12 protein-coding genes and 1 pseudogene are annotated in these 11,732 nt (G+C 69.9%); 3 read left to right on the forward strand and 10 right to left on the reverse strand.

Annotation, left to right across the window (positions count from 1 at the left end; genetic code table 11):
- A pseudogene (locus tag AC5LSR_RS03250) lies at positions 1 to 353 on the forward strand (transposase); the annotation flags it as partial.
- A gap of 471 nt (positions 354 to 824) precedes the next feature.
- On the opposite strand, the gene AC5LSR_RS03255 reads toward AC5LSR_RS03250, so the two are convergent.
- The 4 genes from AC5LSR_RS03255 to AC5LSR_RS03270 form a co-directional block, all read right to left on the reverse strand.
- A complete protein-coding gene (locus AC5LSR_RS03255; protein WP_250285561.1) occupies positions 825 to 1,574 on the reverse strand; it encodes an HAD-IIB family hydrolase in 750 nt (249 codons plus the stop codon).
- A gap of 379 nt (positions 1,575 to 1,953) precedes the next feature.
- Complete coding sequence (locus AC5LSR_RS03260) at positions 1,954 to 2,856, reverse strand: esterase/lipase family protein (RefSeq protein WP_250285560.1); 903 nt, start codon at positions 2,854 to 2,856, stop codon at positions 1,954 to 1,956.
- Between the two features lie 504 nt (positions 2,857 to 3,360).
- Positions 3,361 to 3,660, reverse strand: a complete 300-nt coding sequence (locus tag AC5LSR_RS03265) for a Scr1 family TA system antitoxin-like transcriptional regulator (RefSeq protein ID WP_445548216.1) — start codon at positions 3,658 to 3,660, stop codon at positions 3,361 to 3,363.
- A gap of 183 nt (positions 3,661 to 3,843) precedes the next feature.
- Complete coding sequence (locus tag AC5LSR_RS03270; protein ID WP_250285559.1) at positions 3,844 to 4,722, reverse strand: LLM class F420-dependent oxidoreductase; 879 nt, start codon at positions 4,720 to 4,722, stop codon at positions 3,844 to 3,846.
- Between the two features lie 151 nt (positions 4,723 to 4,873).
- Here AC5LSR_RS03270 and AC5LSR_RS03275 point away from each other — a divergent pair, with 151 nt between their 5' ends.
- A complete protein-coding gene (locus AC5LSR_RS03275) occupies positions 4,874 to 5,194 on the forward strand; it encodes an ArsR/SmtB family transcription factor (protein WP_493468126.1) in 321 nt (106 codons plus the stop codon).
- A 32-nt stretch (positions 5,195 to 5,226) separates the two neighbouring features.
- On the opposite strand, the gene AC5LSR_RS03280 is transcribed toward AC5LSR_RS03275, so the two are convergent.
- The 5 genes from AC5LSR_RS03280 to AC5LSR_RS03300 all read right to left on the reverse strand — a co-directional run bounded on the left by AC5LSR_RS03280 (position 5,227) and on the right by AC5LSR_RS03300 (position 9,395).
- Positions 5,227 to 6,342 (reverse strand): helix-turn-helix transcriptional regulator, encoded by a 1,116-nt coding sequence (locus AC5LSR_RS03280; protein ID WP_445548215.1) that lies wholly within the window; start codon positions 6,340 to 6,342, stop codon positions 5,227 to 5,229.
- An 11-nt stretch (positions 6,343 to 6,353) separates the two neighbouring features.
- The gene (locus AC5LSR_RS03285; protein WP_250285557.1) at positions 6,354 to 7,319 is read right to left on the reverse strand and encodes a hypothetical protein; all 966 of its coding nucleotides are present in this window, start codon (positions 7,317 to 7,319) and stop codon (positions 6,354 to 6,356) included.
- Positions 7,320 to 7,504: 185 nt separating this feature from the next.
- On the reverse strand, positions 7,505 to 7,915 hold the full coding sequence (locus AC5LSR_RS03290; protein WP_250285556.1) for an arsenate reductase ArsC: 411 nt from the start codon (positions 7,913 to 7,915) through the stop codon (positions 7,505 to 7,507).
- Positions 7,916 to 7,941: 26 nt separating this feature from the next.
- Complete coding sequence (locus AC5LSR_RS03295) at positions 7,942 to 8,787, reverse strand: aquaporin (RefSeq protein ID WP_250285555.1); 846 nt, start codon at positions 8,785 to 8,787, stop codon at positions 7,942 to 7,944.
- Entirely contained in the window at positions 8,787 to 9,395 is a 609-nt protein-coding gene (locus tag AC5LSR_RS03300) for an ArsI/CadI family heavy metal resistance metalloenzyme (RefSeq protein WP_250285567.1), read from the reverse strand. The genes AC5LSR_RS03295 and AC5LSR_RS03300 overlap by 1 nt, the downstream gene beginning before the upstream one ends.
- A gap of 106 nt (positions 9,396 to 9,501) precedes the next feature.
- Here AC5LSR_RS03300 and AC5LSR_RS03305 point away from each other — a divergent pair, with 106 nt between their 5' ends.
- Complete coding sequence (locus tag AC5LSR_RS03305) at positions 9,502 to 9,930, forward strand: ArsR/SmtB family transcription factor (RefSeq protein WP_250285554.1); 429 nt, start codon at positions 9,502 to 9,504, stop codon at positions 9,928 to 9,930.
- Between the two features lie 67 nt (positions 9,931 to 9,997).
- Here the strand turns inward: AC5LSR_RS03305 and AC5LSR_RS03310 are convergent, their stop codons facing one another.
- Entirely contained in the window at positions 9,998 to 11,515 is a 1,518-nt protein-coding gene (locus AC5LSR_RS03310; RefSeq protein WP_493468127.1) for a substrate-binding domain-containing protein, read from the reverse strand.
- Between the last annotated feature and the right edge of the window lie 217 nt (positions 11,516 to 11,732).

Below are 11,732 nucleotides of genomic sequence, written 5' to 3' on the forward strand. Positions count from 1 at the left end.
GAAGTGCGTGGGCCGTCCGGCCGGCCCCGGACCCGCCCCGACGCGGTCGCCGGCGACAAGGCGTACTCCTCCCGTGCCCACCGCGCCCACCTGCGTAAGCGGAAGATCCGGACGGTGATCCCGGAGAAGGCCGACCAGAGGGCCAACCGCAAGAAGCGCGGCAGCGCCGGAGGCCGCCCGGTCAGCCACGACGCCACGCTCTCCAGGACCGCAACACCGTGGAACGCGGCATCAACAAGATCAAGGAGTGGCGGGGTCTGGCCACCCGCTACGACAAGACACCCGAAAGCTACGCCGCAGGGCTCCACCTGCGCGGATCCATCCTCTGGCTACGCAGCCTACCAACCCCATGATCCGAACTCAGAACAGACCCTAACCCATGCCTCGGTGCGCGCCCGCTCAGCGGCCAGCGCCTCACCGTCGCCGTCGTGCGGTTCGGCGCGGATGTCGTCCCAGTCATGGAACTCGGTCATGAGCCCTCCCGCCGCTTCCTCTCCACGGCCAGCCATCCGCCATACGCGACCTCGGCCGCGGGGATCGCCGTCCTGTACCACCGCGACCAGTCACCAGCCTTGTTGCCGGCGACCAGCAGTACCGCCTGCGACCAGGATCGAAAACAAAGATCACCCGTATCGCGACATCACGGCCCGACCGTGGACGCAACTCCTTGAGATTCCTGACCGTCGACCCCCTGTAGTCCCTGACCAGGGCTTCTGCGTTACTCATCAGCACAACGGGCGATCTACGCTGCTTCTGTCGGACGGTAGCGGAGACCGTCTATCTCTGTCGTCCTATCTCTGTCGTCCAGCAGTGCTCCGCCGACCTCAGCTCCTGCTGCCCACGCTGTGCTGTCCGGACCCGGCCTCGACCCAGCCCAGCTCCAGCAGCGCCTGTAACACGCCCGCGGCGCCGGGCTGCTGGGGCCGGTGGACGCCCTCCTGGCCGTCCAGCGCGGCGATCAGTGTGGGCTCGGAATTGCCGACGGCCACGCCATGCGCACCGATCCGGAACATGGACAGATCGTTGAGGCTGTCCCCGGCGACCAGGATCGAGGCGGTCGGCCAGCCCTGCGAGCGGGCGAGAGCGGCCAGGGCGTTGCCCTTGGACGCGCCCCTGGGCAGGACGTCGAAGTAGCGGTCCGCCGAGTAGCTCCAGGAGCAGCCGAGCGCCTCCACCGCATCGGTGATGGCCGGCGTGAGATCTCCGGGATGGAGGAAGAACGAGCAGCGGCCCTCCTGCGGCACACTGTCCTGGTAGATCAGCGCGGGGAAGCCGCGCAGCGCGGCGCGTATGCGCCCGGTTCCGGGCCAGCCGGCTCGCAGTTCGTTCTGCAGCGGTTGGAGCGGCATGTGGTCGACACCGTCGAGCACGGTCGCGCCGACGTCGGCGATGATCCAGCGGGGCCTGGGCACCAGCGGGTCGTCCAGCGCCTCGCGGATGGCGGGCAGACCGCGCCCGGTGGCGAAGACGACCACTACCTCGGGGTGACGGTTCAGCGTGTCGCGCAGGCGCCGTCGGTCGGTTGCGGCTCCGCCCAGCAGGGTTCCGTCGAGGTCGGTGACCAGGATTGGCACACGGGTTCCCTTCGTGGCGGGGGCGCCTGCTGTGAAATGGACCGTACGGTTTATCGCCGCGTCCCCCACCACGCCCGCCAGCACCGACCGAACACCTGTTTCTACTCCGGGATCATCAGCGATGATGACCGAGAGTCGAGAAGATGACAGCAAACTGTCATTCTGCCGGTATTCGTGGACGAGCCCACCGGGCCGATCATATCGGAGGACCGGCACGCCGGGTTCGGGCAGTGGGCCGGCGCCTGTGCGGAACGGTGCATATTGGCGCAGTGACCGGTGTGGCCGGTGGCTGTTGTAATGATTCCCGCCGTCCAGTCCACGACGGGCGGCACCGGGCCAAGCAAGTGCTGGCCCGGCGCCGCCCATTCATTGCCCAGCGCTACAGCGGGAGCCCGGACCCGCACGGAACGGGCTGGCCGTGCTGGGGGTCGAGGGCGTTGAGTACCAGCTGGACAGTGGTCACGTCGTAAGGCATCCCGACATGCCCGACGGGGTCGTTGGGGCAGAAGGTCTGCACGGCCTGGTTGGTGACGTTGGGGCCCGCCGGCAGATAGCTCACCGCTTCCGGTGGTGTGGCCACCTCGTCGCGAGTGGTGATGATGTTGGTGTAGGTGACGCTCGGGAACGCGGCCTGCGGCGAGTTCAGTGCGTTGAACGCGGGCCAGGTGGACAGTTCATAACAGGCCGGGCAGCCCAGTAGTTCGATCGTCTGCCAACCGGGCACCAGGTTGAGGACGGTCAGCAGCCCGCTGATGGTGGGCGGGGCCATGGATACCGGTGAGATCCCGACGAAGGCCGACACGTGTGTTGTGCCATAGTTCTTCATGTACAGCCGGGAGATAAATCCGCCTTCGGAGTATCCGACCAGTTTTACCTTGCCGGCTCCGGTGCTGGACACCACCTGGTTGACGAAGGCGTTCAGTTCGCCCGCCGAGTTCCCGGTGTAGCCGATGCCACCGGCGTTGGCGGTATACCAGAGCCTTCCGTAGGTTATGGTGTAGACGCAGTACCCGTTATTGGCGAGTATCGGCGCGAGCGCCTGCCAGTTGGCGTTCTGGTTTTCGGTGATGCCGTGCACGAGGATGACAGGTTCGGGATGTGCCGCGCTCGGCCTGCACGACCAGTCGTTCGCACCCGGGGGCGGTGAGGCGTTCAGCTGACCGGACGCGTAGGCCGATAACGCGTCCCAGTTCACCGGATATGTGGCCGCGGCCGCCGGGCCGCTGCCGATGACGATGGTCGTGGCAACGATCACTGTGACGACCGCGACGACGCGGCCCATCCTTGATCGTAAATGACACTCCTTTTGCAATTTCCGGTGCAAGACATGCTCCTTTTGCAGTTGTCAACGCGAGATGATGTCGCGCCTTATTTCACACAGGGGTGATAGCGTGACAAATCCATCCTGTCCGGCCTGCCATACATTCATGGGTCATGTCACCGGATGGCGATGGGCGTGATGTGCCCGGCGAGCCGATGGCCGCCGCGAAGGGACGGAGCACACCAGAAGGACTATCCGGCGATCTCCCCTATATCGCCATTGTCGCAGAATTTGGACCTACTGTAGATTATTCCCCTGGCAGGGTCAACAACGTTGTCCTGCTGGAGGGCGTGACCAGCACGTCGACGGTCGCCCGACAGGGCCTCTGTCCGTCCGGGCGGGAAGGCCGGGATAAAGGCGTTGGGTCATGGGCCGTGTCTTCAACCGTGTTACCGGGTCAGATGTCGGCAGAGGTGCTGGTCACAGCGGTGCCGCGGGATGGCGTGGACGATGGCCGGTCGACGGCTATGTCTCGTGGACGATCCGGGTGAGCGTGTCCACGGTGGTGCGCGCAGGTGCGCCGGCTATTGCCAGGCGGGACATGACCTGCGGGTACCGGTCGACCTCGTGGGGCTTGTCGAGGAAAAGGGCTCCGATGGGCTGCTCGAGGTACACCACGTCGGTCTGGTCCGTCGCGGGTGGCTCCGGTCCCGGGAAGCGGAGGATGGTGAACGCTCCGCATTCGGCCACGTGAGCGCCGAGCGCGAACGGCATGATCTGGATCGTGATGTTCGGCCAGGCGGACAGGGCAAGCGGACAGGGCAATCAGATGCTCAAGCTGGGCATGCATCACCGCCGGCCCGCCGGTCGACCGCCACAGCACCGCCTCCCGGAACGTGGCTCATCACCGGCCGGCACCGAGCCGGGCCCCGGCAGCCAGCGCGCTCTTCCAGGGGTTCTCCCGGCCGGCGCCGCGTCGGCTTCAGCCGCCGTGGCCGCAGGGCTTCTTCACAGGAGCGCGGCGGCGAGGGCCTGCCAGGCCTGCCTGGGCGGGCGGCCGCCGCGGGTGGCCAGGTCGATATCCGGTGCGAGGACCTGCACGGCCACGTGGTCCGCGCCGGCGTCGTGATGTTCGGCGACGCGCTTCGCGATCCGCTCGGGGGTGCCCCAGGCGACGAGGGCGTCGACGAGCCGGTCGCTGCCGCCGCCCGCGACGTCGTCCTCGGTGAAACCGAGGGCCAGCAGGCTGCGCACATAGTTCGGCAGCCGCAGGTAGTAACCGACGCTGGCCCGGGCGAGAGCTCTGGCGGTGGACGGGTCGGTCTCCAGGACGACTTTCTGCTCCGGGGCGAGCAGCGGGCCGGCGCCGAGCGTCTCGCGGGCGATCCGGGTGTGCTCGGGGGTGACCAGGTAGGGATGGGCGCCGGCCGACCGCTGCCCCGCCAGGGCGAGTGCCTTCGGGCGCAGCGCCGCGAGCACCCGCTGGTCGACGGGCACCGGCTTGGCGGCGTTGTCGAGCGCGTCGAGGTAGCCGGCGAGATACTCCAGCGGCCGGGTGTAGGAGCGTCCCAGCCGCTCCACGATCGGCGCGTGGCTGACGCCCAGCCCGAGCAGGAAGCGGTCCGGGTGGGCCGTTGCCAGCCGGTGGAAGCCGGCGGCCAGCTCCGCCGCGTCGACCGTCCACACGTTGACGATCCCGGTGGCCACGACCAGCCGGTTCGTGGCGGCGAGCAGTTTCTCGGGCAGGCTCAGGCCGGGTGTGGCGGTGCCGAGCCACAGGGCTCCGTAGCCCGCGGCGTCGAGCTCCGCCGCGGCCTCGTGGGCGGCGTCGTCCTCCCAGATGTGCGACGGGGACCAGATGCCCACCCGGCCCAGCGATATCGCCATGACGATCTCCCTCATGTGTTCGACAGCGGTCGAATGGACGTCAGTGTACGATACCTGTCGAACACAGGGGATTCGGGAAGACGGACTCGAGGAGACGATGGCCGGTCAGGCGCGGCGCACCCGCACTCTGCGTCACACCGATCCGAAGGACGTGCCTCTCCAGGACGCCCTGGAAGCTCTCGCGGACCCGGTCCGCCGGCTGATCCTGCGGACGTTGGCGGGCGAGCCGGAGTTCACCCGGGCCTGCGGCACGTTCGATCTGCCGGTGTCGAAGGCGACCGCCAGCCACCACTTCGCCGTGCTGCGGGCCACGGGGCTGCTCGAGCAGGTCGACCAGGGGCCGCGCCGGCTCAGCCGGCTCCGCCGCGCCGAGTTCGACGCCCGTTTCCCGGGCCTGCTCGGCCTCGTGCTCGCCGAGGACGAACAGCCCGGACCAGCGCCGTGTGACACCCACGCCGCTGCGTCCCGGTAGGCCCCCGACGCCGGCGGTGGACGCGGAGGCGCTCAGTCCTGGGCGATGCCGTGGTAGGCCGCGACCGCCTGGGAGCGGTTGACGGCGCCGAGCTTGGCGAGGATGTGCTTGACGTGGGTCTTGACCGTGCCGACGGTGATGACGAGCTGTTCGGCGATCTCCTGGTTGCTGGCGCCGCCCGCGATGAGCGCGAGCACCTCGCGCTCACGGGCCGTCAGCTCGTCGAGACCGCCTTCGCCGCGGAACACCGATGACGCCGTCCGGGCGACGGGGGTGTCGTCGTCGGGAGCCGTGACAAGCTCGATCTCGGCCTCGGTGAGCTCCTCCAGCGCGGTGCCGACGACGGCCAGCGTCTGGCGCACCCGGTCGCGCTGGAGACGCAGGCGCTCCACGAGCACCGAGCGCTCGTGGAGATGACCGAATCCCTCACTGAAAGCCCACAGCACATCACGATCAGTCTCGTCGCAGGCCTGCCCGCCACTGCCGTGGTCGGCGTGCAGGAAACCGACGACACGCCCCGCGGGAGTGATCGGTGCCACCACATACGACGTCGCCTCGCCTGCCCGGATGATCGGATGTACCCGCGGATCCGCGGTGTCCGTCACCAGGCCTGGCCGACGTTCGCTCAGCAGCTCCGTTTCCAGGACGAAGTCGTCCAACGGGATCTCGCGCTGGGCCCATTCGGCGAACCACGGCTCGTCCCGTATCACTCTGTTGGCCTTCCACGGCCGCCAGACGCCGTCCTCGACGCGTGCGAGCAGCACCCGCGCGAAGCCGCAGTTCGCCGCGGTCTCCTCGCATACCCGGTCCTCCAGCGCCTTCGAGCTGATCACCGTACGCAGCAGGCTGAGCCCCCGCTCGCAGCGGGCGATGCGTCGCGCTCGCGACGCCATCCGCGTTTCGGCCTGCTCGACGGCCAGGTCCTGCAGATCGCAGACCAGCCGGGCCAGCGCCGCGGTCGACTCGGCGTCCGGCGTACCCGACAGCAGGCGTTCGGTGCACGCCGCACTCAGCGCGTCCGCCGCACTCAGCGCGTCCGCCGCGCCCGCCATGTCCGCCGCGCCCGCGCGGCCGAGCTCCGGCGTGACGCCCAGCAGCCGTGCGGCACGCTCGAACAGGTCCGTGGCCCGCCCGCTCACGCCGCTCATGGATGGAGCCGTCATGTCAGCAGGCCCACCACCGGGTCGTCGGCGGCGGCCGTGGGCCGGAAGAACTCGGCGGCGCGGGAGGCGACGGCGCCGAGCTCCCGGTCACTGCGGGCGAGCAGGATCTCGTCCTCGGCGAGCTGCCGCAACTGCCGTTCGGCCAGCTCGAAGGCATCCTGGGCCTGGGCCCGCTGCCGGGCGAGCCGCTCCAGCAGCACCGTGCGCTCGAACAGCAGGCCAAAGCCCTGGGCGAACGTCCACAGATTGTCACGATCCAGTGTTGTCAGCTCGCGCCGCGACCCGTAGCAGTCGGCCTGCAGGAAACCGATCACCCGGCCGGCCGGCATCACCGGCGAGGCCACGTATCCCACGCTGTCCGACACGGCCATCAGCTCCTTGTTGGTCCGCGGGTCATCGGCCGCGATCACCTCGGCGGTGCGCCTGCGGATCAGCTCCGTCTCCAGGACGCCGGGACCCAGCGGAATCCACGTCCCGCGCAGGTACGTCTCCGTCGCCCGCGACACGTCCGGATCCAGCCCCGGGGCCAGCCACACCGCTTCGGCGCGCCACGTCGACCCCCGGCGCCGCGAGATCACCGCACGGTCGAAGTCACAGCACGCCCCGAGCTCGGCCGCCGCCGCGGGCAGCAGCTCGGCAACGGTCCCACAATCCCGCAGCCTGGCCAGCCCGCGATGGATCCGTGCCACCGCCGCGAACCGCACCGACACCGCGCGCTCGCGCAGCTCTCCCCGCAACCGTCTGAGCTCGACCAGGCTCAGGCACAGCTCGCCCGCCGTCCGGGCGTCGGGTGCGGGACGGGCACACAGCACAGCACGGATCTCGGCGCCGGCCGTCGCGAGCGCCCGCTCCAGCTCCGACGACTCACCGGCGTCCCCCAGCGCCGGGCCCTCCAGCACCGCACGCGCCCGTTCCGCCAGCTCGCCGACCCGGTCGAGCGGTAACCCCCGGTCGACAGCCACCAGACAATCATGCTGGTCCAGCGCATTACACGGAAGTGAAAGAAGCAAAACACGGCCCATCCGGCTGGGCACCGGGCGGGCCGCCAGAGCGTCTCCTTCGGCATGCGTTCCGGCGGCTTTCCCGTGGCGCTGGTACGTCCCGGGGCGCCGCCGCCGGGCGGTGGGGCGGGCACCGGAAATGATCGTCAGGAGCCGGGAGGCAGGAGGTCCCGGAGAAGTTTCTCGACACGGGCCCGGATCTCATCCCGGATCAGACGGACGGCGTCGATGCCCTGACCTGCGGGGTCGTCGAGTTTCCAGTCCTCGTACCGTTTCCCCGGGAAGACCGGGCAGGCGTCCCCACAACCCATGGTGACCACCACGTCGGAGGCTTCCACCGCCTCCGGCGTGAGGACTTTGGGCGTCTGAGCGCCAAGGTCGATCCCCATCTCGGCCATGGCCGCCACCGCGACGGGGTTGACCCGCTCGGCCGGCAGCGACCCTGCCGAGCGCACCTCGACGGCGCCGCCGGCCAGCCGGGTCAGCCAGCCGGCGGCCATCTGGGACCGCCCGGCGTTGTGGACACAGACGAACAGCACCGAGGGCTTCCCGGACATACGTCGCTTCCCCTTTCTTCGCGTCTTCACAGTGGGACGCCAAGGGCCGGCCCAGCCGCCGCGCCATCGGACGTCGGGCCATCGGACGTCGGGCCGTCCGACGTCGGGCCGTCCGACGCGGCGCCGTTGGACGCGGTGGTGATCCGGTCGCGAGGCGGCAGAACCCGCGGGCCCTGGCCGGGAACAGGCGGGGGCGGCGGATAGAGCAGGCGTGTCAGCGCGTAGCCGACCGTGCCGCCGATCACCTGCATGCCGACGAATGCCGGGACGGATGCCGGGGCTATCCCGGCGAAGGTGTCGGAGAGCATCCGCCCGATGCTGATCGCCGGGTTCGCGAAGCTGGTCGAGCTGGTGAACCAGTAGGCCGCGCCGATGTAGGCGCCGACCGCCGCCGGGGCCCGTTCAGCCCGGCCGGAGCGCGCCAGCGCGAAGATCAGCAGAACGAGGCCGGCGGTCGCGACGACCTCGGCGAGCAGGTGCGCGCCGGACGCCCGGTGATGCGTCGAGATCGACACCGCCGGCTCTTCGAACATCAGGTTCGCCAGCACCGCTCCGCCCACGCAGCCGGTGACCTGGGCGGGGACGTAGGCCGCGGCGTCCCGCCACGGCAGCCCGCCGAACGCGGCGTCCACCCCCGAGACCACCGGGTTGAAATGCCCTCCGGAGACCGGCCCGACCATCAGGATGATCGCGAACAGGCCGGCGGCGGTCGCCGCGGCGTTCTCCACCAGCTGCAGCCCGGTCTGTCCCGGGCTGAGCTGCGTCGCGGCGATCCCTGAACCAATCACCAGGGCGGCCAGCAGCATGCTGCCGACCGCCTCGGCGACCAGCCGGCGCGCCAGCGGCGGTGGGCCCGGCCGCTCCCGTACCATCAGGAGCCCATGGGGCCGGTGGCGACGACCGGTACGGCCGTACCGGCATCCGTCATACCGGTATCCCTCCTCGCGGCGTGTGCGGGGCTCGCCGGCTCCCCCGCCATCTGAGATACCGGCGTGGCCGTGCCGGCGGACGTCGGCGCGCCGCGCTCCCCGACCGGCCTGCAGCCGCATCCCGAGCCCGGCTCGCTGCCCGGTTGCGCCGTCCCCGGCAGCGGTCCGGCGTCGGCGTCGGCGAGCACCGTGTAGATCTCCCACGGGGCGCCGTCGGGGTCGTCGGCCCAGACCTTGTCCTGCACCGCGTAGCAGCAGGTGCTGTTCTTCTCGGTCGCCGTGTCCAGCCCGGCCGCGGCCAGCCGCGCGGCTGCCGCGGCCACCTCTTCGGAGGTGGCGACCTCGACGCCGAGATGGTTGAGCGCGCCGGCCACCCCGGCGCCCCGGGCCCGCGGGTTCTCGATCAGCACCAGCTTCAGCGGCGGCACGTCGACCGCGAAGTTCGCGTACCCCGGCCGGCGCTTCGCCGGGCCGGCCCCGAACAGCTTCGTGTAGAAGTCGACCGCCGCGTCCACGTCGGAGACGTTCAGCGCCAGTTGCACCCTGGCCATCACGATCAGCCCCTCATCGCATCGATCAGCATCAATGTCTTCCTGCCAGACGTGACGATGACCCCACGCATAGACGGCTGTCAATAGGCGGGGCATGCTGAAGGGCATGGTGACCGCACCCCTGCCCACCCCGCTCCGTGCGCGCGCCACGCCCACGGGCCCCGACGCGCGCGCGGATTCCGACGCACCCGGCCTCGCCGGTGCCGCCGGCGTCACCACGGCCTGCTGCACCCCGCTGACCAGGGCGCCGCTGTCCGCCACCGAGGCGGACCGGCTTGTCACGGTCCTCCGGGCGATCGCCGTGCCCGCCCGGCTACGGCTCCTGTCGATGATCTTCGCTCACGAGAACGGTGAGGCCTGCGTCTGCGAGCTCACCGAGCCCCTCGGCCTGAGCCAGCCCACCGTCAGCCACCATCTGAAGGTCCTGGTGGACGCCGGGCTGATCACCCGGGACAAACGCGGCGTCTGGGCCTACTACCGGGCCGTGCCCGACGCCCTGGCCGCCCTGGCCACCGTCTTCGCGCCCACGCGGTAACCGCACGCCCACGCGGTGGCCGCACCCGGGCGGCCCCCGTGGCCCAGCCGCTTCCGGTAAGGGCCGGTCACCGCTGGCAGCGTATGAAGCCCTCCGGGCTGTAGCACGGCAGATGCCCATGGGCCTTCATCACGTCCTGGCCACCGCCCCTGGCCAGATAGTTCAGGAAACTGGCGGTGAGGGAGCCCGCGGGCGGCTGGCCATAGGTATAGGCGTACTCGATCTCCGTGAAAGGGTAGGCGTCGCCACCGATGGTCTCGATCGACGGCATCTGGCCGTTGATACGCAGAGCATGCAGGCCGCTGGACGCGACGGCGGCCTGCAGCTCGCTGTAGCCGATGGCGCCGGGGAGTTTCGCCACGGTCCGCAGCACCCGTTCGGTGCTGTCGAGTTCACAACGGACGACCCTGTCCTGCGGGGAGTTCTTGTGCTCACAGTCCAGCGAGGTCAGTGCCGGCTCTCCGAGCCCGTCGAGAATGCGCCGCCGGAACAGGTCACGGGTACCTGAGTTGGCGTCCCGGCTCACCAACAGGACGGGCAGGTCGGGGCCGCCGACCTGGCTCCAGTTGAGGACGTCACCCCGGTAGATCCTCCGTATCTGGTCGACCGTGAGATCCACGGTCGACACGCGGTCGTTCACCACCAGCGCGAACGCGGAGACCGCGACGCGCTCCCCCGTCATCTGCGGATAGCCGGCCGGCTTGGAACCGTCATAGACGGAGATCACCGCTGGCGGCCCGCCGGTGGTCTCGGCCGCGGCCTCCGCCAGCTCCTGGATACCCTCGTTGCTGCCGTGCGGGTTCACCGTGACTCTCGTGCCCGGGCAGTCCGACTCGTATTTCTCGGCGATTTCTCGTACGACCGGCGCGAAGGCCGTCGAACCGATGACAGTGAGTTTTCCGGTGGCGCAGCCGATGGGCGCCGGCACGTCCCGGCGGACGACGATGACCGCCAGTGCCATGACGCAGATGGTGAGCAGAATGGTGATCCAACGAGCGGGTCTGCTGAACAGGGGCGGGGTGTCGTCGACTGTTGTGCTGCGGTTGAGCTCCACATTGCCGTCCCGGATCCCGCCGGTGACCCGGACACCGCTGCCGACCTGGCCGCCGGTGAGCAGCACGAGCAGCTTGTAGTGCTGGCCGCGGTTGAGCGGGACGCGGGGCAGGGAGATCGTGCTGCCGCTGTGCCGCATGGCCCCCGGCGGGGCGAAGTGGTCCATCAGGTGCTCGGCGCCGGACTGGGTGACGGCGACGCCCCTGACAGTTCGCTCGGCGAAGACGACGGTGAGGCCGTTGCTGGTGTAGTCGGTGTCGGTGATGCCCTCCGCGCCGTCGTTCTCGACGCGCAGGAGGACGAGGGTGGCATCCGACATGTCGGGGAGGTCGTTGAACAGGCCGAGCCGCATGTCCGCCTGGCTCTGCCCACCGCGGTTGTCGCTGCCGATGGGAGTGTCCATCTGCACGCGGTAGCCGATGCGTCTGCGGCGAGGCACCCGGCGCTCGTACCAGACCACGGCGAAGGAGGCCATGATGCCGAGCACCGCGGTGAGTACGGCCACGATGCTCTCAGTGCTCAGCCAGCCCACGTCCGCCTCATCCCCACATGCACGGTCAGGCCGATATGTCGTGCGACGAACGTATGCGTTCCGTGTCAGGCCCGGCGTGTTCCGTACCGCCCGACCCTCGGACGTTCGCCGTGAATTCATCTCGGCCAGCTGCGCGTTCATTCCGGTAGGCTGTGCGTTAACCTCGGCCGGGCGGTGGGCGCCGGCGGCCCGTGGGTACTGTTGTTTCTGCCTCTCC

The sequence above is a fragment of the Protofrankia sp. CiP1_Cm_nod4 genome, assembly GCF_982290645.1.

Coding starts and splice junctions, on each gene's coding strand:
- AC5LSR_RS03270 (WP_250285559.1), bottom strand. CDS start 4,722: ATGGCGATATCGCTGGGCCGGGTGGGCATCTGGTCCCCGTCGCACATC.
- AC5LSR_RS03300 (WP_250285567.1), bottom strand. CDS start 9,395: ATGGCCAGGGTGCAACTGGCGCTGAACGTCTCCGACGTGGACGCGGCG.
- AC5LSR_RS03290 (WP_250285556.1), bottom strand. CDS start 7,915: ATGTCCGGGAAGCCCTCGGTGCTGTTCGTCTGTGTCCACAACGCCGGG.
- AC5LSR_RS03305 (WP_250285554.1), top strand. CDS start 9,502: ATGGTGACCGCACCCCTGCCCACCCCGCTCCGTGCGCGCGCCACGCCC.
- AC5LSR_RS03260 (WP_250285560.1), bottom strand. CDS start 2,856: ATGGGCCGCGTCGTCGCGGTCGTCACAGTGATCGTTGCCACGACCATC.
- AC5LSR_RS03295 (WP_250285555.1), bottom strand. CDS start 8,787: ATGGTACGGGAGCGGCCGGGCCCACCGCCGCTGGCGCGCCGGCTGGTC.
- AC5LSR_RS03280 (WP_445548215.1), bottom strand. CDS start 6,342: ATGAGCGGCGTGAGCGGGCGGGCCACGGACCTGTTCGAGCGTGCCGCA.